General features: G+C 65.2%; 25 protein-coding genes. 8 read left to right on the forward strand and 17 right to left on the reverse strand.

Going from position 1 to position 24,985, the window contains the following annotated elements; all coding sequences use genetic code 11:
* Positions 1-43 precede the first annotated feature (43 nt).
* From AB0J29_RS16000 to mftA, 5 genes are all read right to left on the reverse strand, one after another.
* Positions 44-1,399, reverse strand: a complete 1,356-nt coding sequence (locus tag AB0J29_RS16000) for a GAF domain-containing protein (protein ID WP_364785699.1) — start codon at positions 1,397-1,399, stop codon at positions 44-46.
* Positions 1,400-1,528: 129 nt separating this feature from the next.
* Positions 1,529-2,956, reverse strand: coding sequence for a mycofactocin system GMC family oxidoreductase MftG (gene mftG / locus AB0J29_RS16005; protein ID WP_364785702.1), 1,428 nt, complete (start codon positions 2,954-2,956; stop codon positions 1,529-1,531).
* Positions 2,957-2,998: 42 nt separating this feature from the next.
* Complete coding sequence (mftF, locus tag AB0J29_RS16010; protein WP_364785705.1) at positions 2,999-4,399, reverse strand: mycofactocin biosynthesis glycosyltransferase MftF; 1,401 nt, start codon at positions 4,397-4,399, stop codon at positions 2,999-3,001.
* 230 nt (positions 4,400-4,629) lie between these two features.
* Positions 4,630-6,183, reverse strand: a complete 1,554-nt coding sequence (mftC, locus tag AB0J29_RS16015) for a mycofactocin radical SAM maturase (protein WP_364785901.1) — start codon at positions 6,181-6,183, stop codon at positions 4,630-4,632.
* A 14-nt stretch (positions 6,184-6,197) separates the two neighbouring features.
* Positions 6,198-6,272, reverse strand: coding sequence for a mycofactocin precursor MftA (gene mftA / locus AB0J29_RS16020; protein ID WP_245720762.1), 75 nt, complete (start codon positions 6,270-6,272; stop codon positions 6,198-6,200).
* 371 nt (positions 6,273-6,643) lie between these two features.
* Between mftA and mftR2 the strand changes: the two genes are divergently transcribed.
* Together mftR2 and AB0J29_RS16030 are read left to right on the forward strand one after the other, a co-directional pair.
* Complete coding sequence (gene mftR2 / locus AB0J29_RS16025) at positions 6,644-7,282, forward strand: mycofactocin system transcriptional regulator MftR2 (RefSeq protein ID WP_364785708.1); 639 nt, start codon at positions 6,644-6,646, stop codon at positions 7,280-7,282.
* A gap of 43 nt (positions 7,283-7,325) precedes the next feature.
* Positions 7,326-8,381 (forward strand): ferredoxin--NADP reductase, encoded by a 1,056-nt coding sequence (locus tag AB0J29_RS16030; protein WP_364785711.1) that lies wholly within the window; start codon positions 7,326-7,328, stop codon positions 8,379-8,381.
* A gap of 77 nt (positions 8,382-8,458) precedes the next feature.
* On the opposite strand, the gene AB0J29_RS16035 is transcribed toward AB0J29_RS16030, so the two are convergent.
* From AB0J29_RS16035 to AB0J29_RS16045, 3 genes are all read right to left on the reverse strand, one after another.
* Positions 8,459-9,199 carry a DNA alkylation repair protein gene (locus AB0J29_RS16035; RefSeq protein ID WP_364785714.1) on the reverse strand — a complete coding sequence of 247 codons (741 nt, stop codon included), beginning with the start codon at positions 9,197-9,199 and terminating at the stop codon, positions 8,459-8,461.
* An 80-nt stretch (positions 9,200-9,279) separates the two neighbouring features.
* Positions 9,280-10,041, reverse strand: coding sequence for an aspartate/glutamate racemase family protein (locus tag AB0J29_RS16040; protein WP_364785717.1), 762 nt, complete (start codon positions 10,039-10,041; stop codon positions 9,280-9,282).
* Positions 10,042-10,120: 79 nt separating this feature from the next.
* Positions 10,121-11,320, reverse strand: coding sequence for an FAD/NAD(P)-binding oxidoreductase (locus AB0J29_RS16045; protein ID WP_364785720.1), 1,200 nt, complete (start codon positions 11,318-11,320; stop codon positions 10,121-10,123).
* 397 nt (positions 11,321-11,717) lie between these two features.
* On the opposite strand from AB0J29_RS16045, the gene AB0J29_RS16050 reads away from it, so the two are divergent.
* The 3 genes from AB0J29_RS16050 (at position 11,718) to AB0J29_RS16060 (ending at position 14,007) form a co-directional block, all read left to right on the forward strand.
* Positions 11,718-12,074 carry an SPW repeat protein gene (locus AB0J29_RS16050; RefSeq protein ID WP_364785723.1) on the forward strand — a complete coding sequence of 119 codons (357 nt, stop codon included), beginning with the start codon at positions 11,718-11,720 and terminating at the stop codon, positions 12,072-12,074.
* A gap of 5 nt (positions 12,075-12,079) precedes the next feature.
* Complete coding sequence (locus tag AB0J29_RS16055; protein ID WP_364785726.1) at positions 12,080-12,703, forward strand: helix-turn-helix domain-containing protein; 624 nt, start codon at positions 12,080-12,082, stop codon at positions 12,701-12,703.
* Positions 12,704-12,849: 146 nt separating this feature from the next.
* Positions 12,850-14,007, forward strand: coding sequence for a lipase family protein (locus AB0J29_RS16060; protein WP_364785905.1), 1,158 nt, complete (start codon positions 12,850-12,852; stop codon positions 14,005-14,007).
* Positions 14,008-14,080: 73 nt separating this feature from the next.
* Here AB0J29_RS16060 and tuf read toward each other — a convergent pair whose 3' ends face one another.
* The 6 genes from tuf to AB0J29_RS16090 all read right to left on the reverse strand — a co-directional run bounded on the left by tuf (position 14,081) and on the right by AB0J29_RS16090 (position 19,966).
* Positions 14,081-15,271 (reverse strand): elongation factor Tu, encoded by a 1,191-nt coding sequence (tuf, locus tag AB0J29_RS16065; RefSeq protein ID WP_364493719.1) that lies wholly within the window; start codon positions 15,269-15,271, stop codon positions 14,081-14,083.
* 117 nt (positions 15,272-15,388) lie between these two features.
* Positions 15,389-17,491 (reverse strand): elongation factor G, encoded by a 2,103-nt coding sequence (fusA, locus tag AB0J29_RS16070; protein ID WP_364785729.1) that lies wholly within the window; start codon positions 17,489-17,491, stop codon positions 15,389-15,391.
* A gap of 230 nt (positions 17,492-17,721) precedes the next feature.
* Positions 17,722-18,192 carry a 30S ribosomal protein S7 gene (gene rpsG / locus AB0J29_RS16075; RefSeq protein ID WP_014353063.1) on the reverse strand — a complete coding sequence of 157 codons (471 nt, stop codon included), beginning with the start codon at positions 18,190-18,192 and terminating at the stop codon, positions 17,722-17,724.
* 1 nt (position 18,193) lies between these two features.
* The gene (gene rpsL / locus AB0J29_RS16080; protein WP_014353064.1) at positions 18,194-18,568 is read right to left on the reverse strand and encodes a 30S ribosomal protein S12; all 375 of its coding nucleotides are present in this window, start codon (positions 18,566-18,568) and stop codon (positions 18,194-18,196) included.
* A 295-nt stretch (positions 18,569-18,863) separates the two neighbouring features.
* Complete coding sequence (locus AB0J29_RS16085; protein WP_364785732.1) at positions 18,864-19,421, reverse strand: DUF3558 domain-containing protein; 558 nt, start codon at positions 19,419-19,421, stop codon at positions 18,864-18,866.
* 11 nt (positions 19,422-19,432) lie between these two features.
* Entirely contained in the window at positions 19,433-19,966 is a 534-nt protein-coding gene (locus tag AB0J29_RS16090) for a DUF3558 domain-containing protein (protein ID WP_364785735.1), read from the reverse strand.
* A gap of 29 nt (positions 19,967-19,995) precedes the next feature.
* Here AB0J29_RS16090 and AB0J29_RS16095 point away from each other — a divergent pair, with 29 nt between their 5' ends.
* The gene (locus AB0J29_RS16095) at positions 19,996-20,313 is read left to right on the forward strand and encodes a hypothetical protein (RefSeq protein WP_364785738.1); all 318 of its coding nucleotides are present in this window, start codon (positions 19,996-19,998) and stop codon (positions 20,311-20,313) included.
* Between the two features lie 96 nt (positions 20,314-20,409).
* On the opposite strand, the gene hppD is transcribed toward AB0J29_RS16095, so the two are convergent.
* A complete protein-coding gene (gene hppD, locus AB0J29_RS16100) occupies positions 20,410-21,618 on the reverse strand; it encodes a 4-hydroxyphenylpyruvate dioxygenase (RefSeq protein ID WP_364785741.1) in 1,209 nt (402 codons plus the stop codon).
* A gap of 159 nt (positions 21,619-21,777) precedes the next feature.
* Between hppD and AB0J29_RS16105 the strand changes: the two genes are divergently transcribed.
* Positions 21,778-22,302: an Lrp/AsnC ligand binding domain-containing protein gene (locus tag AB0J29_RS16105; protein WP_364494026.1), complete on the forward strand. Its 525-nt coding sequence runs from the start codon at positions 21,778-21,780 to the stop codon at positions 22,300-22,302.
* A 44-nt stretch (positions 22,303-22,346) separates the two neighbouring features.
* Positions 22,347-23,513, forward strand: coding sequence for a low temperature requirement protein A (locus AB0J29_RS16110; protein ID WP_364785744.1), 1,167 nt, complete (start codon positions 22,347-22,349; stop codon positions 23,511-23,513).
* A 40-nt stretch (positions 23,514-23,553) separates the two neighbouring features.
* Here the strand turns inward: AB0J29_RS16110 and AB0J29_RS16115 are convergent, their stop codons facing one another.
* Both AB0J29_RS16115 and AB0J29_RS16120 read right to left on the reverse strand, forming a co-directional pair.
* Positions 23,554-23,889, reverse strand: a complete 336-nt coding sequence (locus tag AB0J29_RS16115) for a hypothetical protein (protein ID WP_364785747.1) — start codon at positions 23,887-23,889, stop codon at positions 23,554-23,556.
* 81 nt (positions 23,890-23,970) lie between these two features.
* On the reverse strand, positions 23,971-24,945 hold the full coding sequence (locus AB0J29_RS16120; protein ID WP_364785750.1) for an NADPH:quinone oxidoreductase family protein: 975 nt from the start codon (positions 24,943-24,945) through the stop codon (positions 23,971-23,973).
* Positions 24,946-24,985 lie beyond the last annotated feature (40 nt).

Raw genomic sequence — 24,985 nt, forward strand, 5'->3', positions numbered from 1 at the left:
ATTCGATCGCTAGTGTGAGCCACAACGCTTTCAGATGTGCACACTATGAGCGCGAACGTTGCATCCGCGTTGCATCGGCGCCGAGCCGCCGATCGAGCACCCGAATCTTGGCCTCGATCTGCGCATACAGTGGCGAATCGCGATCTACCGTCGCCCGGTACGCGCCCCAGGCCGCGGCATCGTCACGCCCCTCCGCGCATGCGGTCCACCGACGCAGCACCGCGGCATCACCGGAACCGAGTACCGCGGCGCGCAGCCGAACCCGAAGTTCATCGCGGATGTCGATAATTCCCGGCGCGGTCGAGCGCGGCAGCACCGGACCCGCGTACAGCCGTAATGCAGTATCGACATCACCGGAATCGAGCGCGGCCCGTAGTGCCTCGATATCGGTTGCGATATGCGCCCGCAACCGATATGGGCGCGAACCGAATGCGTTCGGGCCGACCACCGCACGCAAACGCGACATGGCGGCGCGGATGGTGCCGTTATCCAGATCCGTGTCGTCGAGCAGCAGTGCCAGATGATCTGCGCCGAGCCCCTCCGGATGTTCGGCGAGCAGCAGCAGAATCTCGGCGTGCCGCTGCGACAACGGAACTCGATCGCCCGCGACGGTCAGCAGCGGCTGTCCGAGTCCGAGCACATCCAAACCCAAGCGCGCCGCCGCGAATTCGCCGGTCGAACTCACCGCCCCACGCTGCCCTGCACGCATCGCGGTCAGCAACAGGTCCATTTCGGCCGCGGTCGAGGTGGCCTTCACCAAGGCCAGAATCTCCGGCTTGGCCACCCGCACACCCCCGGCGATCATCAGCACCCCGACCAGCCTGCCGTCGGGATCGTGTACCGGCGCAGCGGCACCGGTGATCTGATGCATCCGGTGCAGAAAGTGTTCGGGCCCATGGATCCACGCGGCCCGCCCGGTGCGCACCACCAGGCCGACGGCATTCGTGCCGATGCGACGTTCGCTCAGATCATCGCCCGCGCGCAGGCCGATTTCGGCGGCGGCACCGACCTGATCGGAATTGCCGTGCATCCACAGCACCCGGCCGAACTGATCGGCCACCGCGACGATCAAACCCGTTCTGGCCGTGTCCTGTACGAGCAACTTGTCGATCAGCGGCATCAATGCGGCAATCGGATGCGCGTCGCGGTAGCGCTGCAGATCCGCGCCGCGCAGACCGCGACCGTCGAGCGGATCCATCGGGTCGACGCCGCCGCGCACACTGCGCAACCAGGATTCGAGCACGACGGGACGCAGCAGACCGGCAAGCTGTGCTAGCTGCTCACCACCCGCGCTGAGGTACCCGTGCGCTTGTGCGGCATAGGCTTCCAATGCGCCGAGTTGCGTGCCGGGTTCGACGCCGTGCCGTGGGTGCCGCCCACCTGCAAGATTGCTGACCATTAGCCTTTCTTTCCGCCCCGAACTGTACCGGCGCGCATAACTCGGGCAAGGTCGGTTGCCTTCGTTTGTCCGCCAGGTCACACCACGTTCAGACCTCGTACAAATGTGAACTACCCATATTTCAAACCTCTAGGCCAGGTATTCCGCGACGCGCTCGGCAATCAGTACCGTCGTCGCGTGCGGACCGCGACTCAACGGCACCGGAACAACGGAAAGATCCACCACGGACAAACCGGTTGTACCGTGCACGTCGCACCGCGCATCGACCACCGCGCGCGCATCGTCCGCACCGCCCATCCGGCAGGTACCCGACAAATGTTGCGACGTAGCCGGATTCGCGAACAGCCACGCATCATCCGGTATCGAATCCGGCGCGCGCGCCATCGGAATCTCGTGCAATATCTCGCGCGCCGAGGTAACCGCCTCCCGTAACCGAATCCGATCGGCGGCCTCCGATAAGTACCGGTAATCGATGTGCGGCGGCACGGTCGGATCGGCGGCGCGGAGCCGGAGCACGCCTTGGGAATGCGGGCGCATGAGCGCCACGCCCAAACGTTGGGTATACGGGGTAAACGTTACGGCGTACGGACGGATTTCCACGTCGTCGAGTTCCAGCACGTATTCCAGCGGGACACCCTCGGCGGTCGGGTACGCCGGATCGATGCGGTAGTCGATGCCGATCTCGGGGTGATCGCTGACCCACGCGCCGACGGGCGCGGGATGCACTACCGGAATATCCAGCGCCCGAAGCTGTTCCGGATCGCCGATACCCGAGCGCAACAGCAGCGCCGCGGATTCGATTGCGCCCGCGCACAATACGATGCGATTCGCGTCGAGTGCGCCCGGCTTACCCTCGTGCACGTAGTCCACCCCGATGGCGCGCGTGCCGTGGAAACGGATGCGGGTCACCAGCATCGCACCGGTCATCGTGAGATTCGGTCGCGCGAGCGCGGGCGCGAGATAGGCCGAACCGGTATCCACGCGCCTGCCGTGCTCGATATTGCACGGCACCGGCCCGAACCCGTCCGCCGGACCGGCACCGGGCAGCGCGTTCAGGTCGGGTATCAGCGGAAAACCGAGCGCCGCACAGGCCGAGGCGAATTCGGAGCTCAGCGGCCCGGGAGCAGCGGCACGGCGCACCGGTATCGGCCCGGTTGTGCCATGTCCCGGCTGATCGCCGAAATCATGGTCGCGCTCGAGTCGACGATAGGCGGGCAGGACCGCATCAAAAGACCATCCATCGAGTTCCTTGCTCCACGCGGCGAAATCCGTAGCCGTCGCCCGCACGAAGTAGCCGCCGTTGATCGCACTGGATCCACCGATCACCTTGCCGCGCACGATATTCCCGGTGATTGCACCCGACAGCGTGACGGGATACCGCCACACCCAGGGCGATTCGGGTCCGATCGGCATCCGAGCCGCATCGAGCAGTGCCGCCGGGTCGGTCGACACCGGACCCGCCTCCAACAGCCGCACATGATGCTCTGGATCCGCGCTCAGCCGGGCCGCCAGCACACAACCGGCCGTACCACCACCGATGATCAACGTGTCGATCATCTACATCAGCTCATCGGGTGATATAGCCATTACACGTTCGATTCAACTCCGGGGCGTGCTCGGCTTGAGCGCTTCCAGGCTGCGCGCGCGGAATGCGCCCAGCCACAAGCCCGTTCCGTACGCGATATCGTCCATCCGTTTGTAGGCCACATAGCGGAACGGGTCGAGCCCGCCCGCGTCGCGATGGGTGAACCAGTCGGCCAAGCCGTCCGCGACCGCCATGGTGACCGCGATGCGCCGGATCCGCCGGGACAGAATCATCGCCAACATGGTGACCGGCCAATAGTGCCGGCACATGGCCGAGGCCAGTCGCCAGATACACGCGAAGTAGCCGCGCGCCAGATAGATCGCCGCGATCCGGGTCGGGTTGTCCAGTCCGGTGAAGACCCGGCGTAGTCGGGCCAGCGCGGTCACCATGGTGATGAGTCCGCCGAGCAGCCCCCACTTCGTCAGCGTGGCGAACAGCATGGTCGCGACCACCGTCCAGAACGGCACCGACAGCGGCGTCACCATGCCCGCATGCCGCTCGCCCAGCGGCGCGGCCCCGGTGCCGTAGAACAGCTTGCGACCGAACCACGCGCGGAACGAGATTCGATGATCGTGCGCGACATGCGCCGCGGGCTCATAGCGCAGCCGCCAGCCCGCCTGCTCCAGCCGCCAGCACAGATCGACATCCTCGGCCACCTGCATCGACTCGTCGAACCCGTCCTGCGCGAGCAGCGCCCTGCGGCGCACGAGCAGGGCCGCGCTCGGCACATACGAGACCAGCCCGCGCGACTGCACGGCCGACTCGCGTCGGCCGAGATCGAGCGAGGAGCGGGTGTGTTCATAGCGCGCGAGCGCGTTCGACTCCGGATCCAGCGCGACGATCCGCGGCGCGACCAGCGCGACCTCCGGATCGCTGAAGTGCCCGAGCATCACCTCGAGCCAGCCGCTGCGCGGAACCACATCGGAGTCCAGGAAGGCAACGAAGTCGGTTGTCGCGGCCCGCAATCCGGCATTGCGCGCCGCAGCCGGGCCCTGTGGCCGGTCGTGGCGCAGCACGGTCACCCGGCAGCGGGTGCCGCGGTTGGGTGGGATCTGGACGGGCTGATCCGAGCCGTCGTCGACGACGATCACGTTGTGTCCGCGCAATGCCGCGAGCAATCGAGCCAGGCCGTCGGCATTGTTGTGTAGTGGCACGATCACGGTCACGTCGTCGAGGGACGGCAGCAACCGGGGGCGCGGATTACCGACACCGGAGTCGAGCAGCCGTCTGGCAACAACGGCGGACTTCGGGCCGGTGACCTCGAGATACCCGTCGCCGATCATCTCGGCGGCCTCCGGGGCAAGTCGCAGCAACCGGGCGGGTGAACCGCCGATCAGGATGCGTCCCCCGGAGTATGCGCGTACCCGTGGATCGATCCGCACCCCGAATCCGTCGGGCAGGCGATCGTGGCGCATTCCTGGCATGTTAGGCGGAGATTCGCGCATTGGCACCATCAGTCCGGAAAAAAGGACGGAATTCCGCACGAATCCGCCCGTGCGGCGCAAGAACTCCCACCGAATCGGGTCTTCGGCAGGTCGTGGACGACTCGCCGAAGGCAGCTGGCAACATGAGGGCAATCATCGAATTGCCGCCCCATAGCCATCGCCGATCAACGAGATAGCACATGACTGGCTACCGGCCGGCATCAGTTCAGCGGGCTCTCGTCGCAAGCCCGCGCAGGGCGGCCCTGCGGCGACAGTCGTTCCGCTGCGGGCCGAGATACCGACAGTGTCAGCGGAATCGGGCCTGACTTACGCGATCCGGGCCGGCTCGGCGCGACCCGCCGGGAGTGGTCCACCGATGAGCGCGGGATCATCCGCCCGGCATCGGCCAGCGCCGCCTCGCCGTAGCCCTGGACGCATTCCGGATCCGGTCCGTCGGCGGGCAGGCCGGTGAAGAACTTCGCCGCCATGCAGCCGCCGCGGCAGGAGTCGTAGTGGGCACATCCGGAGCACGCACCACCGCCGCTGGGCTCGCGCAGGTCGGCGAAGAGCTCCGACTCCTGCCACACAGTCTGGAAACCGCCGTCCGCTACCACATTTCCGGCAAGGAACTTGTCATGGATGGCGAATGGGCAGGCATAGACATCGCCAACCGGATCCACCAGGCAGACCACGCGGCCCGCACCGCACATATTCAATCCGGGCAGCGCCTGACCGAAAGCGGACAGATGGAAGAACGAATCGCCGGTGAGCACGCCCTCACCATTACGCACCAGCCAGTCGTAGAGCACCCGTTGCTGTTCCGGCAGCGGATGCAGTTCGTCCCATACATCGGCGCCGCGCCCCGACGGCCGCAACCGGGTCAAACGCAATGTGGCACCGTACTTGTCGGCGATCGCCTTGAACTCGTCGAGCTGGGCGATATTGTGCCGGGTCGCGACGACGGAGAGTTTCGCGTCCGTGAATCCCGCGGCCGCCAGATTCTCCAGCGCCCGGATCGCCATCGCATAGGAGCCCGGCCCGCGCACCGCATCGTTGACCTGGGCGTCCGCGCCATCCAACGAAATCTGTACGTCCACATAGTCACTGGCGGCCAATCGCGCGGCGACCTCCGGCGTGATGCGAACTCCGTTGGTGGAGAACTTCACTCCGACATGGTGCGCGGTCGCGTAGTCGACGAGCTCCCAGAAGTCCGGGCGCACAGTGGGTTCTCCGCCGCCGATATTCACGTAGAAGATCTGCATGCGCTCGAACTCGTCGATCAACGCCTTGCACTGCTCGGTGCTCAGCTCGCGCGGATCGCGGCGACCCGAGGAGGACAAGCAGTGCACACAGGACAGGTTGCAGGCGTAGGTCAACTCCCACGTCAGACAGATCGGTGCGGCCAAACCGGTTTCGAACCTATCGATCAGTCGCCCGCCGGTGGCGGTGGACGGCGGTCCGGCCAGCGGTAGCGGCAGCGGCGCGACAGCGGGTGTCGCAACGCTGCCCGGCGCGGCCTGCCTGATCATGTCGGAGTCGGCCAGCTGATCCAGTGCCCGGACATATTGTCCGGTGCGGTCATCGGTGACGCCCGCCGCATGCAACGCCGCACGCGCCGAGACGTGCGCGGGCAGCGATCGCACGATCTCGAGTATCCGCGGACTCTTCAGAAACGAGAGCTTGCGGGTACCGAAGTGGTAGAGCAGCGCGCCGAAGGACTCCGGCCGCAGCGCCACCCGCGGATGCAGCTCCCATCGGGTATCGAGATCGAGCATGGTCGCCGCGCCCGTCAGTAAACGCCGCACATACCGTCGATGGAGACCTCTTCGATGAGGGTCTCCTCGACCAGCGGCGCTTCCTCGATCGATCGCGACTCGGCCGCCCCGATCCGTCCGGTGTTTTCGGTTTCGGTGTGTCCGATGGATCCGTACTCCGGCATGCCTACCTCCGCGATATAACCGGTTTCCACAGCCACTGGTGTAGCCGCCATCACACAATAACGTCACTAGCTGACAAAATGGAACAGCGGATGTGCACGTCCGCCCGTGCACCCGCGCGGACGCACACCGACCGAGTCGGGGCCGCGCGCTCTAGACTGCGGGTGGCAAGCAGCTGAACAGGACGTGACGGGCGATTCAACCCGTAGTGGCAGAGGTGGCATGGGAGTCGGACGAATACAGACGAGCGGGGGCGGAAAAACCCCGCGGTGCGAACTCGAGGGCCGGAGGCGCCAGCATGCGTAACCACGGAGGCCCTGGGAGCACCACGAATCGAACACTCTCGGAGTCCGAGATCGTCGAGGCCGCGTTGCGGGTGGTCCGCCAGGACGGCGTGGAGAAGTTGTCGATGCGACGACTGTCCCGTGAGCTCGGCGTTTCCCCGATGGCGCCGTACTACTACGTCGCGGATAAGCGCGAGCTGCTCGATCTCGTCGCGACCGCGGCGCTGACCGGAGTTCGCAAGCCACCGGCCGATTCCGGACCGTGGCAGCACCGGTTACGGGATCTGATCGACCAGATCGATGAGAAACTGCGCAAGCATCCCGGACTCGGCGATGTACTGATCGAACAGATGCTGGGAAAACAGCTCGACCTGATCGCCGCGATCATGGAGATCCTGTTCGAGGCCGGCTTCAACGACCGCAATGTGCTCGCCGGATACGCGACGATCCACACCTACCTGTTCGGCCGCCGCCGGGTAAACCCCAGGGAACCGCAGCCGCTGGTGGATATCGCACTGCCCGAGTCAGTGGCACGGGCCATCGAATACATGCCCGATCTGCGCGGAAAGTACGCCTACGACTTCGCCATGGAGGTGCTGATCGCGGGCTTGGAAGCCCAGCTTGTCCGTCAGCCCGATCCCGACGTACGATGAAACTGAAACACGTTCTAGTTTTGGTTCGGTTCGAGAGGACACCATGACCACCGTCGAGGTCCCACACGGTTCGCGTTCGGTCGTGCTGCGGGTAGCCGCGGTTATCGCCGAGACGTCGGACACCTGTTCGCTGGTCTTCGACGTCCCGGACGAGCTGCGCGAACGCTTGCGCTATCAGCCCGGCCAGTTCCTCACCCTGCGCATCCCCAGCGAGCTGACCGGCTCGGTGGCCCGCTGCTATTCGCTGGCCAGCTCGCCGTTCACCGACGACAAGCCCAAGGTGACGGTCAAGCGCACCGTGGGCGGCTACGGGTCGAACTGGGTGTGCGACAACATCAAAGTGGGCGACGCGATCGAAGTGCTGCCGCCCTCGGGCGTATTCACGCCGAAGGATCTCGACGACGATCTGCTGCTGTTCGGCGCGGGCAGCGGCATCACGCCGGTGATGTCCATTCTGAAATCGGCGCTGGCACGTGGCTCCGGCCGAATCGTATTGGTGTACGCCAATCGCGATCCGGAGTCGGTGATCTTCGCGGGCGAGCTGCGCGAATTGGCCGAGAAGCATCCGCAGCGGCTCACCGTGATCCACTGGCTCGAGTACCTGCAGGGGCTGCCGACCGTCGACGGTTTGGCCGCCCTGGTCGCGCCGTACACGAGCTACCACGCCTTCATGTGCGGACCCAAGCCGTTCATGGACCGAGTGCACGACGCACTCGCCCAACTCGAGGTGCCACGCTCGCGCACCCATGCCGAGGTGTTCAATTCCCTTGCGGGAGATCCGTTCGCGGATCAGGCGGCGGTCGAGGTGACCGACGAGGAGGCCGCCGATGCGGCCACCGTCGAGGTCGAACTCGACGGCGAGGTGCACGAGCTGAAGTGGCCGCGCAAGCAGACCCTGGTCGACATCATGCTGTCGAAGGGCCTTGATGTGCCTTACTCCTGCCAAGAAGGCGAATGCGGATCCTGTGCGTGCACCGTGCTCGAGGGCAAGGTCGAAATGGACAATGCCGAAATCCTCGACCCCGAGGACATCGAGAACGGCTATATCCTCGGCTGCCAGGCACATCCGGTCACCGATCACCTGCGCATCCAATTCTGAGCGCCCGTGGGGCGACCCCACCCCCCGAACTGCGGGGCTTCACCCCTTGGACCTGCGCCTCGGGCGGGCGCAACCCGTTACAGCTTGCGGTAGTGCAGGCGTAAGGCGGGATCGAGGCGCTCGGTCGCGTAACTCAGTGCGGTGCGGCCCATGTCCGCCGCATGCTTGTCGAGGAAGCCGGTGAGCAGTCGCTCGTCGACGCGCTTGCCGGCCTCACGCAGCATCCAGCCGAACGCCTTCTGGATCAGATCACGGCGATCGGCGAGGAGTCGTTCGCCGAGTTCGAAGGTGGTCGAGGCATCGCCCGCCTTGATGAACGCCAAGGTCGTCAGCAGTGCCACCCGCCGCTCCCAGAGCGATTCCGCCTGTGCGAGTTCGAAGACCAGATCGCGAGGTCGGTCGAGTAGCCAAGGGCCGATGATGTTTTCGGCGGAGACGTCGACCAGATCCCAGTTGTTCACCCGGCCGCGGCGCACCGCGGCGAGGTAGAGCTTGACCATCGCCGCCTGCGCATCGATATCGAGCGTGCGCGATTTGGTTGCCTTGGCGAATCTGGCATTGAGGATGATCAGCGCGGCAAACCGATCCTCGTGCACGGCACTGTCCAGAAGTACGTCGATCTGGTCGAGCGGAAGTGCCGCAAAGCGTTTCGCGATCGATCGTGTGACGGGCACGCGCACACCGAGGAAGACATCGCCAGCGCCGTACTCACCGGGCCCGGTCTTGAAGAACCGCTGCAGGTGGATGGCACCGGCCGGATCGGCGACCTCGGCCAGCGCCACATGGACCTCGGCGGCCGTCGGTAGGGCTTCAGCCATCAGTGAACCTCCGATCGTCGAGCAGGCCAAAGTCATTCAACACCGTCGAGCAACGGGGCGACCGTCGCGAATCGCCGGTCCTACTCCTGCGCTCGCAGAATCCGCCCCGACTCGAAAGCCGCCGCGCTGGTGGGCAATTCACCCGGCCGACCGCTGTTGCGCACCCACACCTCACCGGCGCCGGTGGTCGGCCTGCCGAGCGCCTCCATACGCCGAATCGTCTGCGCCGCAACGGCTTGTGCGCTGTCGAACAGTCGCACACCGTCCGGCAGCGCGGCCACAATGGCATCGATGACCAGCGGGTAGTGGGTGCAGCCGAGCACCACACCTTCCACATCGTCCGGCGTCTGGTCGGCCGCGCGCGCGATCGAATCATGGGCCGCGACCAGATCACCGCGGTCGATCGAATCCGCCAAACCATGGCAGGCGATGCCGACCACCTTCGCATCACCGCCGAAGCGAGTGATCAGATCCGCCTGGTATCGGCTGGCCGTTGTCGCCGCGGTGGCCCACACCGCGACCGATTTGCATACCGCCGCGGCGGGTTTGATCGCGGGGACCGTGCCGATCACCGGAATGCCCGGCCCGACCTCGGCGCGCACCTCGTCCAAGGCGGTGACGCTGGCCGTATTGCACGGCAGCACGAGGACTTCCGCCCCGAGCCGAACCGAACTACGCGCCGCGTCGACCACCCGGTCGGTCACCCACTGTTCGGGCTTGGGACCCCACGGCGCGCCATCCGGGTCCAACTGGAGTAGCAGGTCGACATCGGGCCGCAGCTTGCGCAGCCAGGCGGCCGTGGGCAGCAACCCCAGCCCGGAATCGATGAGCGCGACGATCACCCGACCACCGTATTACAACCGATAACCACACCCTATTCGGCCGCCGAGCATGATGTTCGGCGCGACCTGGGGGTAATCGCTACGGCTGGCTGGCCGCAAGCAGGTCCGCGATCGGCGCACCCGCGGCGATCTTCGCGCGGACCTTCATCACCTGACCGGTCATTCCGGCGCCGACCACCCCGGTCAAATTGCCGTGCTGGGAGTAGTAGGCGAGGAACTTGCGGCCGTCGTCGGAGACGATGTGGATTTCGTCGTCGGCCTTCGGGGTGCCGAGCGCCTGGATCTTCACGTCGTACTGATCGCTCCAGAAGTACGGCACCCGGGCCGCGGTCGGCGGATCGGCGCCGAGCAGCGCGCATGCCAGCAGCCGCGCCTGCTCACCGGCGTTGGTCCAGTGCTCGACGCGCTTGCGCTGCCCGGTCTGGTGCAGCCAGGCGGCCACATCACCGACTGCCCACACCCCCTCGACCGAGGTGCGCCCGACCTCGTCCGCGAGTATGCCGCCACCGGCCGAGGGCTCGGCGAGTGCGATATCGGAATCGGTGAGCCATTCGGTCACCGGCCGGGAACCGACACCGATGACCACCAGATCGGCGGCCACCTCGTTGCCGTCGGAAAGCCGGGCCCCGCGTACATGATCGTTATCGGAGAGGAAGGTGTCCAGGCCGGTTTCGCAGCGCAGATCGACGCCCTCGTCCCGATGCATGCGAGCGACCAGCGCACCGATCTCGACACCGAGCACCGAGGCCAGCGGCGTCGGCTGCGGTTCGATGAGCACGACCTCGACGCCGCTGGCACGGAAGCTCGCCGCGAGTTCACAGCCGATGAACCCGGCACCGACCACCAGGGCCGTCCCCGCGCCGGACAATTCGTCGCGCAGCGCGGCGGCGTCGGCGTAGTCGCGCAGTACGTGCACGCCGCGCAGATCGGGCAGCCCGGGCAGGCGGCGCGGGCGCAGACCCGTCGCGATGATCAACTGGTCGTAATCGAGCATGCCGCCGTCGGCCAGGCGCACTCGGCGCGCGGCGGTGTCGACACCGACCGCCTCGGTATTCAGCCGCAGGTCGATCTGCTTCTCGTCGAAGAATTCGGCGGGACGCAGAGTGGTGTCGTCGGTTTCGCCGCGGACGAACTGCTTCGACAGCGGCGGGCGATCGTAGGGCAGCCGCGACTCCGCACCGACGAGGATCAACTCACCCTCGTATCCGGCGCGGCGCAGCTCCTCCGCTGTGCGCAAACCGGCCAGACCAGCTCCGATGATCACAATCGGCCCGTTCATTCCTCCACCTCGCTGGCGCTCGGCTCCGGCGTGACCGGATCGCCCGATTGTGTCTTCAGTTCGCTCACTGCGCTCACTCACGCGCCTTCACCTCGCTGGCGCTCCGCTCGGGCGTGACCAGGCCACCCGGCAGTGTCCATGGTTCGCTCGCTGCGCTCACTCACGCGACCTTCCCTTCGGCAGTGCCTGGCACCCGCCGGGTCCAGTTGACATTCGTCACCGAGGTGACACGAAGCTAACCCTAGCGTTTGCTTGGTTGCAGATCGCCGTGAGGACCATCACTTCGCGTTATCCGAACCTATCGGTGCGCAATCGTATCCAGATCTATATTGATCGGGCGGTCAATCAGAGTTAGATCTGAGTCAGGAGAACAGTTCAGAGCCCGAGGAGGCAAGCCATGTTCACCGAAAGTCGCGCGCAGGATCTCCTGGCCGTCCTGCTGGGCATCTTCACCGCGCTGTCACCCCTGTGGGTGAACACGAACACCAATGGCACGTGGTCGCTGATCGTCTTGGGCGTGCTCATCGCCCTTACCGGCCTGACGCAGATGTACCGCGCGACCCTGGCGGCCGCCGACTTTGCCATGGGCCTGTTCGGCGCCTTGCTGTTCGTCTCGCCATGGGCGATGAGCTACAGCGGCTACCATGGCGCATCCTGGACCGCATGGATAGTGGGCGTGGTGACGGTAGCGGTCGCAGTAGCGGCGCTGCCGACGGTGTCGGATCGGTTGCACGAGATGGCACCGCATCACTGATGCACATGCCGAAATCCGAGCGAGCCGGGCGTCGTCGCCGTGCGAAAGTCGACGGCGACGCCCGTCAGCTCATTCTCGATGCCGCGGAACGACTCTTCGCGGCGCAGGGATTCGATGCGACCGCGACAGCAGCCATCGCCGAGGGTGCCGGTGTCCCCAAGGGGCTGGTTTTCTACTACTTCCCCACCAAGGATTCGATCCTGTCCGCCCTGATGGCCGAGCGGGTGCCCGCCCAGCCCATCGCCGATATCGGCACTGTGGTCACACCCGGCGATCCGGCGGCCAGTCTGATCAATCTCGATGCCGCGCTCAATTTGCGCGATCACGATTCGTCGGTGCTGCGCGTGATCATGTGGCGCGAGGCCGATACCCATCCCGACGTCCGCCGCCAATTGCGCCGCCTGCGCGATCAACTGCTCGATGTCACCGTCCGGGTGCTGCAGGCCAGCGCGCCCGCTCCGGTCCAGCCCGGCACGCTGCGCGCGTGCGCCGCGGCCTGGGTTTCGGCGATGTTCGCCATTGCCAGCAGCGATCGGCTGCATGCGCTCGACGGGCTGCCGCTGCCGACCGCGGACGAAATCTGCAATGTGGCCCAGGTCGTCGCGGCGGGTATGACGCAGCTCGGCTGAGCACCGAAATCTGAAAGACTCGTCTTCCCAATGCGGCTCCGCAGCGCGTGATACAAGTTCCAGTTGTGGAGATCAATCGAATCCTTCGAGATCTCACCGGTCTCGCGATGCGCGCAGTGATTGCCGGTTTGCTGGTCAGCGCCTCGATGACTGTCCTGTGCGATACCGCGGCCCAGGCCACACCGATTTATCCCGAACCGGATCCGGACCCCTTCTATGCGGCACCACCTGATCTGGCGAATAAGGAACCGGGTGAGGTGCTCGCGACGCGGCAGCAGCCGCCGATATTGATCTTTCCCGAAACCACCGTCACGCTGATCAAGTTCCGTTCCACAAACTCCACCGGCCAACCGATCGCGGCGACCACCACGGTGCTGACACCGCGCTCACATCAACCCGATGGGCCGGTGCTGTCCTATCAGCACATCATCAATGGCCTCGGTGCACAGTGCGCGGTCTCCCGCGTGCTGTACACCTCCGATCCGAATCTGCAGGTCCGCGAGGCGGTCGTGCTCAATGCCCTGCTGCTGAGCGGGTGGAGCATCGCGCTGCCCGACCACCTCGGACCGACCTTCGCCTACGGTGCGGCCCGGCTCGGCGGCCAGATCACCCTGGACGGCATTCGCGCTGTGCGCCAGGTTCCCGAACTAGCCGCCGCAGACAGCCGAGTCACGATGGCCGGATATTCCGGCGGCGGTATGGCCACCGCATTCGCCGCCGCGATGGCGCCGACCTACGCACCGGAACTCGATATCGCGGGCGCGGCGATCGGTGGCGTACCGATGAATTTGGTGACAATGCTGGAGGGGGTGAGTTTCAATCCGCATCCGGCATTCGGACTGCTGATGGCCGCCGCTATCGGAATGGAGCGGGAATATCCGGACCGTTTTCCGATCAGCGATAATCTGAACCCGAGCGGGGTGGCCGCACGCACAGCCATCGCCAACGGTTGCACCAATGAAATCCTCGTCACCGGCGCGGGACACAGCGTCCGGGATTACGCGAGCAATATGTCCCTCGTCAGCAATCCCAATGCCAGAGCGGTGGTCGAGGAGAACAGTCTGGAACTGTACGACGGAATCCCGAAAATTCCGATATTCGAATGGCATTCGCCCACTGATCCGCTCGTCCCGACCGACGCGATCCTCAATGTCGATCGCCGGTACTGCGCGGCCGGAGTGCCATTGCAGGCCGAACTCACCTACGCCCCCGAACATCTGAGCGCCGCCATCCTCGGTATCCCGGCGGTGCTCGACTGGCTCGCCGCCCGCTTCCGCGGCGAACCGGCACCGAGCAACTGCTAGTCGGCGAATCCCCTAGAACGCCGAACGGCGCCGCCCCTTTCGGAGCGACGCCGTTCGACAGCGATTCAGTGCATCACTTGATGATCTTCGTGACGCGACCGGCGCCGACGGTGCGGCCACCCTCGCGGATCGCGAAGCGCAGACCCTCGTCCATGGCGACCGGCTGGATCAGCTTGACGAGCATCTCGGTGTTGTCACCGGGCATGACCATCTCGGTGCCCTCGGGCAGAGTCACAACGCCCGTCACGTCCGTGGTACGGAAGTAGAACTGCGGACGGTAGTTGTTGAAGAACGGCGTGTGGCGGCCACCCTCGTCCTTGGACAGGATGTAGGCCTGACCCTCGAACTCGGTGTGCGGGGTGGTGGTGCCCGGCTTCACGACGACCTGGCCACGCTCGACATCTTCGCGCTTGATACCACGAACCAGCAGACCGACGTTGTCGCCAGCCTGGCCCTGGTCGAGCAGCTTGCGGAACATCTCGATACCGGTGACGGTGGTCTTGGTGCTCTTCTCGCGGATGCCGACGATCTCGACTTCCTCGTTCACGTTGATGACACCGCGCTCGACACGACCGGTGACAACGGTGCCACGACCGGTGATCGTGAAGACGTCCTCGACCGGCATCAGGAACGGCTTGTCGGTCTCACGAACCGGGTCCGGGATGGACTCGTCGACCGCGGCCATGAGCTCCAGCACCGACTCGGTCCACTTGGGGTCGCCCTCGAGCGCCTTCAGACCGGAAACGCGCACGACCGGCGCTTCCTCGTCGAACTCCTGCGAGGCCAGCAGTTCGCGGACCTCCATCTCGACGAGCTCGAGGATCTCGTCGTCGTCGACCATATCGGACTTGTTCAGCGCGACCAGGATGTAGGGCACGCCGACCTGGCGGGCGAGCAGCACGTGCTCACGGGTCTGCGGCATCGGGCCGTCGGTCGCGGCGACCACGAGGATGGCACCGTCCATCTGCGCCGCACCGGTGATCATGTTCTTGATGTAGTCGGCGTGACCCGGCGCGTCGACGTGTGCGTAGTGGCGCTTCTCCGTCTGGTACTCGACGTGGGAGATGTTGATCGTGATACCACGAGCCTTCTCCTCCGGCGCCTTGTCGATCTGATCGAACGCGAACGCCGCGTTCAGATCCGGGTACTTGTCAGCCAGCACCTTGGTGATCGCTGCGGTCAGCGTGGTCTTGCCGTGGTCGACGTGACCGATGGTGCCGATGTTGACGTGCGGCTTCGTCCGCTCGAACTTCGCCTTCGCCACTTGGTGTCCTCCTGGACTTGTTGGTGCGTGCAGTTGCAGCAGTGCGGTTTACATATTTGGGGGTCGTGCATGACTCCCGGCTGATCAGGGCAAGTCTTGCACCTGCCCCGATCGGACTTATTCGCCGGTCGCCTTGGCGATGATCTCCTTCGACACGTTGGCCGGAACCTCCGCGTACGAGTCGAACACCATGGAGTAGTTCGCCCGGCCCTGGGTCTTCGACCGCAGATCGCCGATGTAACCGAACATCTCCGAGAGCGGAACCAGCGCCTTGACGACACGGGCACCACTGCGTTCCTCCATGGCCTGGATCTGGCCACGGCGGGAATTCAGGTCGCCGATCACATCGCCCATGTAATCCTCGGGCGTGATGACCTCGACCGCCATCAGCGGTTCGAGGATCACCGGACCGGCCTTACGGGCCGCTTCCTTCAGGGCCTGCGAGCCGGCGATCTTGAAGGCCATTTCCGACGAGTCGACGTCGTGGTACGCGCCGTCGAGCAGCGTGACCTTCAGGTTCACCAGCGGGTAGCCCGCGAGCACACCGTACTGCATGGCATCCTGCGCGCCCGCGTCCACCGAAGGGATGTATTCGCGAGGCACGCGGCCACCGGTGACCTTGTTCTCGAACTCGTAGGTCGCACCATCCTCGCCGACGAACGGGTCGAGAGCGATGATGACCTTCGCGAACTGGCCGGAGCCACCCGTCTGCTTCTTGTGGGTGAACTCGAGCTTCTCGACCGACTTGGTGATCGTCTCGCGGTAGGCAACCTGCGGCTTGCCGACGTTCGCCTCGACCTTGAACTCGCGCCGCATGCGGTCGACGAGGATGTCCAGGTGCAGCTCGCCCATGCCGCCGATGACGGTCTGGCCGGTCTCCTGATCCAGCTTCACCGAGAAGGTCGGGTCCTCCTCGGCGAGCTTCTGGATCGCGGTGCCCAGCTTCTCCTGGTCGGACTTGGTCTTGGGCTCGATCGAGACCTCGATGACCGGGTCCGGGAAGGTCATGGACTCGAGCACGATCTGGTTGTTCGGATCGCACAGAGTGTCGCCGGTGGTGGTGTCCTTGAGGCCGATCACCGCGTAGATGTGACCCGCACTCACCTGAGGAACCGGGTTCTCCTTGTTGGAGTGCATCTGGAACAGCTTGCCCAGGCGCTCCTTCTTGCCCTTGGTCGCGTTGATGACCTGGGCGCCGGAGTCGACCTTGCCCGAGTACACGCGAATGTAGGTCAGCTTGCCGAAGAACGGGTGCACGGCGATCTTGAACGCCAGCGCGGCGAACGGCTCGTCCGCACTCGGCTTGCGCGTGATGACCTCGTCCTCCTTGCCGGGGACGTGGCCCTGCACGGACTCGACATCCAGCGGCGAGGGCAGGTAGTCCACGACGGCGTCGAGCATGGGCTGCACACCCTTGTTCTTGAACGCCGAACCACACAGCACGGGGTACAGCTCCGAGGTCACCGTCAGCTTGCGGATGGCACCCTTGATCTCGTCGATCGTGAGGTCCTCGCCACCGAAGAACTTCTCCAGCAGCGCCTCGTCCGACTCGGCGACGGTCTCGAGCAGCTCCTGGCGATACTGCGCGGCCTTCTCCGCGAGATCCGCCGGGATTTCCTGGACCTCGTACTTCTCACCGAGCTTGGTCTCGCCGGTCCACACCTTTGCGTTCATCTCGACCAGGTCGACGATGCCCTCGAAGGTGTCCTCCGCGCCGATCGGCAGCTGGATGACCAGCGGCCTCGCGCCGAGGCGGTCCTTGATGGTCTGCACGGTGAAGTAGAAGTCCGCACCGAGCTTGTCCATCTTGTTGACGAAGCAGATACGCGGCACGTCGTACTTATCGGCCTGACGCCACACCTGCTCGGACTGCGGCTCGACACCTTCCTTGCCGTCGAAAACCGCGACGGCGCCGTCGAGCACGCGCAGCGAACGCTCCACCTCGACGGTGAAGTCCACGTGGCCCGGGGTATCGATGATGTTGATCTGGTTCTGGTTCCAGAAACACGTCACCGCCGCCGAGGTGATGGTGATGCCGCGTTCCTGTTCCTGTTCCATCCAGTCGGTGGTCGATGCACCGTCGTGGGTCTCACCGATCTTGTAGTTCACACCGGTGTAGAACAGGATTCGTTCGGTTGTCGTCGTCTTGCCCGCATCAATGTGGGCCATGATGCCGATGTTGCGGACCTTTTTCAGGTCGGTGAGCACGTCCTGTGCCACGGAAATCTTCCCCGCTCTGCTCTGTTAGCGATCAGCTAGTTGGGATTCTCGGGGACGACCGGCGAGGTCGTCACTATGTCAACGCCGGAAGCGGCACCGAAGTGCCGCCGCGGCCGTATCTGACCCGGCATGTTCGGGACCCTGCGTGGTGACGACCGGCTGTCGCCTCCGGGCCTGACCTCACATGCCGTATGCCTGCCGCCCCCACCAACGATGGGCCGGGGCAGACCTCACCAGCGGTAGTGCGCGAATGCCCGGTTGGACTCGGCCATCTTGTGCGTGTCCTCGCGGCGCTTCACCGAAGCGCCGAGGCCGTTGCTGGCGTCGAGCAGCTCGTTGGCGAGACGCTCGACCATCGTCTTCTCACGCCGTGCCCGGGAGAAGTTGACCAGCCAGCGCAGCGCCAGGGTATTGGCGCGACCCGGCCGGACCTCGACGGGCACCTGGTAGGTCGCGCCGCCGACGCGGCGGGGCTTCACCTCGAGCGACGGCTTGACATTGTCGAGCGCGCGCTTGAGGGTGACGACCGGATCGGTGCCGGTCTTCTCGCGCGCCTGCTCCAGCGCGCCGTAGACGATGCGCTCGGCGGTGGACTTCTTGCCGTCCAGCAGGATCTTGTTGACCAGCTGAGTAACCAGCGGCGAACCGTAGACCGGGTCGTTGATCAGCGGACGCTTGGGTGCGGGGCCCTTGCGTGGCATATCAGCTCTTCTCCTTCTTGGCGCCGTAACGGCTGCGGGCCTGCTTGCGGTTCTTCACACCCTGGGTGTCGAGCGAGCCACGGATGATCTTGTAGCGGACACCCGGCAGGTCCTTCACACGACCGCCGCGGACGAGCACCATCGAGTGCTCCTGCAGGTTGTGGCCCTCACCCGGGATGTAGGCCGTGACCTCGACCGCGCTGGTCAGGCGAACACGCGCGACCTTGCGCAGCGCGGAGTTCGGCTTCTTCGGGGTGGTGGTGTACACACGGGTGCACACGCCACGACGCTGCGGGCTCCCCTTGAGGGCCGCGGTCTTGGTCTTGGCGACCTTGTCGCGACGACCCTTGCGGACCAGCTGGTTGATGGTTGGCATAGACCGGCTTTCCTTAATTAGTTAACGCGGTGTCTGGAACTAACGTCTTTGTCATCGAGCGTTCACTCGCACGTCCGGCCGCGTTTCTCGCGTCCCGAGGTCGGGCGTGTCGCGCGCAAGACATATCCCGAATTCCGGGCACGCCGGAAAGGTCGGCCGCTTTCGCTGGCCTACGTTTGCGCACAAACTTGCCCGCATGCTTCCGGGCACAGCGATCCACGATACCCGTGGGCGCGACACAGGGTCAAAGTGGGGGTCGATCAGACACCCGACAGGCCCACTACCATCTGCGTGGTTACCGCGCGAGATTCAACGTCAGCTCGACCAATTTCTGGGCACCCACACACGGATCGGGATGCCCGCCGGGATGGTAGTTGACCCACCAGCCGATGATGCCGGTATCGGCTGCGCCCGCACTCACGCCGCACGAGTCCGGATCATTCGGACGTGTCGTCTTCAGACCGCGCCGCCCCTGCACGGTGATGTTCTCGGTGTTGTAGCCGAGCTTGTCGTTAGTGGACTTCTCGTTGTTCAGCGAGCCTTCCTCGTACCAGTTCAGGGTTACCATGGCGTTTCCGCCGGGCGCGCCGGCCACGTCCCACATGCAGACAGCCCCATAGAACGACGGTTGGGGGAAGGCGCCTTCACCTACGGCCGCACCGATCTGATCCATCGCCACCGCATCGCATTCTCGCAGCAGCTTGTCGAAATTCGTGTTGACCGTCGTAGTTCCGCTACCCCCAGCGGGATGCGCCGAACCCTTGACCGTCTTCCCACAACCCGCCGTGAATACGGCTATTGCGAGCACGGTGAGAGCGATGGCGGCGACCCGAATGCCTGATCGTGAACTCATGCTTTCGTCCCTCATTGCAGCCGCTGCACGGTCAACTCGGCAAGCTTGCGCATTCGATCACATGGATTTCCCGATGCGCCGAAGAACCCGAACGACATTGACCATTCGAAGAAGTCGTCATCGAGTTGCACAGCGAGATCGCACACTTGACCGCTGGGATCGAGTGCCTGGAATCCAGTGCGGCCACCGACTTCGATCTTCTCGGGGCCCCGCCCCTGGGTGGACACCCACGCTCGCTCGCGGTCGATGGGGCTCCCCCGATAAGAAGCGAAGGTAACGCTGGGCGAACTTTGACCAGCCGATTGCCAATTACATCCGACCGAGTTCTTGAATACCCGCGATATCTGCGGCAGTCCCGCGACGGCGCGGATCTCGTCATCGGTGACATGGCCACACTCGCCAGCGAACGGACCTAGTGACGCGACCTTCGGCGGGGGACGCAGCGACGGACTCGATGAATCGGAGTCGCCGCCCGAACCGCATGCCGACAACGCCAACGTCAACGCCAAGGAGGTGCCGATGACGATTGCCGACGGGATCCGCATGCCGTGAACTCTACCTACCAGGACTCGACATGGCCGGAGACACGGTCTCCGACATCGCCGGGTTCCACAGCACGCCCATACCCGCTACGCTGAAACTGCTTGACTACGTTAACCATTGGGGGGGAACCATGTTGAAGAGGTTGGCTGTTGCCGTCTTGATCGTCGCGGGGTTGTCGGGCGGCCTCGCCGGAACGGCTTCCGCCGGAGGGGACTTCCTCGGCCGCTACTACTGGCTGAACGACTGCCTCGATGCCGCGAACCAACAGCAACGGAATGGGAATCCACATGCCCATTGTGAGCCGACGGTGATCAATGGCGTAGAAGTTTACAACCTCTACGCAAATTGACAGCTTGCGCAAGAGTTCTCTGCGCGCATCTTGATCTACCGGCGGAACCCGGGGTGCAGCCCGCTGTGCGGTGCGGGCCGCACCGACCGGGCAGGATCAGAGGTTGCCGCGCACCGCTTGTTCGCGTTCGATCGCCTGGAACAGGGCCTTGAAGTTGCCCTTGCCGAAGCCGAGTGAGCCATGGCGTTCGATGAGTTCGAAGAAGACGGTCGGGCGGTCGGTCAGCGGTTTGGTGAAAATCTGCAGCAGGTAGCCGTCTTCGTCGCGGTCGACCAAGATGCCGCGGCGCTGTAGCTCCTGCACCGGGACGCGAACGTGGCCGATACGCGCCCGCAGTTCGGGATCGGAGTAGTAGGTGTCCGGAGTCTCGAGGAATTCGACGCCCTCGCGGCGCAATACGTCGACGCATTCGAGGATGTCGCTGGTGGCCAGCGCGATGTGCTGTACGCCGGGGCCGCGGTAGAACTCGAGGTATTCATCGATCTGGGAGCGCTTCTTACCGATCGCGGGTTCGTTGAGCGGGAACTTCACTCGGTGATTGCCATTGGCCACCACCTTGCTCATCAGCGCCGAGTATTCGGTGGCGATATCGTCGCCGACGAATTCGGCCATATTCGTGAATCCCATGACGCGGCGGTAGAACTCGACCCACTGGTCCATCATGCCGAGCTCGACATTGCCGACGACATGGTCGATGGCCTGGAACAGCCTGGTCGGGGTGCCGGCGCGCGGCTGATACCCGGAGTGGCGGGCGACATATCCGGGCAGATATGGCCCGTAGTACTTGGAGCGGTCGATCAGCGTATGCCTGGTCTCGCCGTAGGTGGCCAGGGCGGCCGAACGGACCGTCCCGAATTCGTCTGTGTCGGCGTGTGGTTCGACGAGGATCGTCGCGCCGTGTGTGCGCGCCCAGGCGATGCAGCGGTCCACATCCGGAACCTCGAGTGCGATATCGACAATGCCGTCGCCGTGCCGATCGTGGTGCGCGACCAGCGGGCTGTCCGGGGCGACCGCGCCGGTGATGACGAATCTGGCCGCACCGCTGCGCAACACATACGCCTTGTGATCACGATTGCCGGTCTCCGGACCGGAGTACGCCTCCAGCCGCATACCGAAGGCGGATTCCATGAAGTGTGCGGTCTGGGTTGCGTTGCCGACCACCCAGACCAGCGCGTCCCAGCCGATGACCGGGAACGGATCGACGCTGTCGTCGTGATCGACCAGCCCGACCAGGCGGCGCAACTCACCGTCGGTGGGCTGCGGGACGCTCGGTCGCTGGGCGTTCGGCAGATGCTCGATGGTCATGAACCAAGGAAATCGCCAGCCCCTCGAATAGGCAACATCATCGGTTTCGGTTAGCCACTATGGCGATATCGGCTAGCAAGTCGCCCCTGATGCTGGACAATTTGAATAGCACCACAAGTGACCCGCACCACGCCGGTCGCGCCCCGAACGGAGGCCGTCATGTCGCGCACGCCCGCGAAACTGGATGAACTCGATCTCGCCATCCTCACCGCGATGCACGAGTATCAGAAGGCGGGCATTCTCGAGCTGTCCCGGCGCACCCGGGTTGCCAGGGCCACCGTCCAGTCGCGGATCGGCCGGATGGAGGAGTCGGGCGTCATCTCCTCCTATGATCCGCAGATCGACGTCACCGCAGCGGGTTTCGATGTGCAGGCCTTCGTCACCTTGGAAATCGCACAGGGTGCACTGGATACGGTGGCGGCCGAACTCGACGCGATTCCCGGTGTACTGGAGGCATATGCGACCACCGGCTCCGGCGATGTGCTGTGCCGGATCGGCGCGGATTCCCATGCCGGACTACAGGCGGTGCTGTTGAGCATCGACCGGACGAGTTCGGTCGTGCGCTCGCACAGTGTGATCGTGCTTTCGACGGTGGTCGCGCATCGGACGCTGCCGCTATTGCGCACACTGACACCCACCGGGACCACCAAAGCGCCCGCATACCGGGACAACTCGGAGCGCTGAACCAGCTAGGCTCGCACTGCGCTGTCACCGAGTACAGGATTTCCATGAGCGAGCCTGCCGAATCCACCACCGCCACACCGCATGCCCGCGCCACCTGGGCTGAGCTGTTCTTCGATCTGGTGCTGGTCTTCGCGGTCACTCAGACCGCGCATGTGCTGGGCCAGCACACCTCGATCGCCGCCCTCGGCCACGCCCTGGTCCTGCTCGCGCCGCTGTGGTGGGGCTGGGTCGGCGTCATCATCCTGGTGAACACCGTCGAGGAGACCAATGCCCAACGTCTGGTGCTGTTCTGCAGCGGGTTGTTCATTTTCCTGATGGCGGTGGCCGCACCCGCCGCGCTCGACCAACCACGTGGGGCCGCAATGGTTTTCGCGGGTGCGCATCTGCTGTTGCGAATCGTGCTGTTCATCGCCGTCACCCGGACCAATGGCTTCGCGACCACCATCAACCCGTTCAGCATCGGACTGGTCACCGGCATAGCGATTTTCGCGAGCGCGCCGCTGCCGCAACATTCGCGCATCTGGGTCTGGACCGGGGCGCTCGTCGTGCAGTTGGGCGCACCGCTGCTGTACGGCAGGGCCGTGCGCAACCGGACGATCGGGGTCTCGCATCTGGTAGAGCGGTTCGGCCTGTTCATCATTATCGCGCTGGGCGAATCGGTGGTCGACGCGGGCGCGCAGGCAGCCTCGACCGACCTCGATCCGGCGGTGGTAACCACGCTGGTGCTGGCCTTCCTGGTCGGCGCTGGGCTGTGGTGGATCTATTTCCATCGCTCGGCGCGGCTGCTCGAACATGCGCTGGCGACCATGCCCGAGCCCGGCTTGATCGTGCGAGATGTGCTGAGCTATGGACATTTAGGACTGGTGGCCGGGCTGGTCGCGGTGGCCGTCGGGCTGGGGCATGCGGTCGCCGATCCCGGTCACACCGCGCACGGTGTCGCCGCCGCGCTCGCGCCGGGCGGCGCGGCACTGTTCCTGATCGCCCTGCTGGTGAACCGGTGGCGCTTGCTCGGCAATGTGGCCACGACTCGCGTCGTCGCGGCATTGGGTTTGATCGTGATCGCGGCGGTGTCATCGGCGCTGCCCGCCATGGCCGTGGTCGGGCTGACCGCGGCTGTGCTCGTCGCGACCGATATCGCCGAGCAGGTGGTGGCTGGACCCGGTCAACCCTTGCCCGCGGTGCGGGTCGGACGTCGATCACGCTCGACGTAGCGCTGGCCGCGCGGCACGGGGCGCTCGATGCGCCCGCTGGTCATGGACGCAAATCGGCGCCCACGTCCAATATTTCGACGCTCGGCCGCTTGTCGGCCTCCAGGAATGCGACCAGCGCGTTGGCTTCGGCGTCCACCGCGTCGCGCTCCACCGCCGTCCATTTCCGGGTCGGAGTGATGCGCTCCAGCCCCGCCGAAACCGTCTCGGGATCGAAATCCGCTATGCGGCTCCACAATCCGACGAACGGTCGTGGCGAATCCTGAGCCTGCAACCCCACCGAATGCTCGCACATCTCGAAGGCGCTCAACGCCGAACGCTCCAGCAGATGCTGGCGCGCCAGCAACGTTCGATTCAATACCCGGTTGGCGAGCTTCATGATCAGATCACCGTGCCGGCGCGCACGATGTGTCGCGCCGCGCATCGAATAGTCGAAGAATTCGGCTACAACGGCTCGAGGTCAGCGCAGGGTGACGACGACCTTGCCGGTGGCAGTGCGATTGTCGAGGGAGGCCACGGCCTCGGCGGCGCGCTCCAGCGGGTAGCGCACCGGGTCGGGCGGCGCGATCTTGCCGGAGGCCAGCAAAGCCTCGACCTCTTCCCACTGCTCGGTCAGGTAGCCCGGATGGGTCATCACCCATTCGCCCCAGGCCGCGCCGATCACCTCGACATTCTTGAGCAGCAGTCGATTCACCCTGACCGTCGGAATTTCCCCCGCGGTGAAGCCGACCACCAGCAGCCGGCCCGCCGGGGCGAGGCTGCGAATGCTGTCGGTGAACCGGTCGCCACCGACCGGATCGAGCACGATGTCCACACCGCGACCACCGGTCAGCTCCTTGACGGCCGCGAGCCAGCCGTCGGTCGACACCACATCGGTGGCGCCGTTGGCGCGCGCGACCGCCGCCTTCTCCTCGGTGCTGACCACCGCGATGACCCGGCCCGCACCCAGCGCCGCCGCCATCCGCAGCGTCGAGGTGCCGATACCGCCCGCGGCGCCGTGCACCAGCACGGTCTCCCCCTCGGCCAGCCTGCCGCGGTTGCGCAGGCAGAAATGCACGGTCAGATCGTTGAACAGGATCCCGGCCCCGGCCTCCAACGACACATTGTCCGGCAGTCGGAACACCATCTGCGTTGGCGCGACCGCGACCTCGGCGATGGCGTTGCCGAGCATGGTCAGCGCGACCACCCGATCCCCCACCGCGACATGCGCGCCCTCCGGCGCCGAACGCACGATCCCGGCCACCTCGCCGCCGACGACGAACGGCAGCTCGGGCTTCATCTGGTACAGACCCCGCGTCATCAGCACATCGGGAAACGCCACCCCGGCCGCGTGCACGTCGATGACCACGCCCCCGGGATATGCCGCGGGCTCCGCAATCGCGACGACCTCGATCGCTTCCGGCCCCTCCAGCTTGCTGACCTGGGCTGCGCGCATATGCCGACCTCTCTGTCCATTCGGCGACACTCGCATCATC

Source organism: Nocardia sp. NPDC049707 (assembly GCF_040674855.1).
Classification (GTDB): domain Bacteria; phylum Actinomycetota; class Actinomycetes; order Mycobacteriales; family Mycobacteriaceae; genus Nocardia.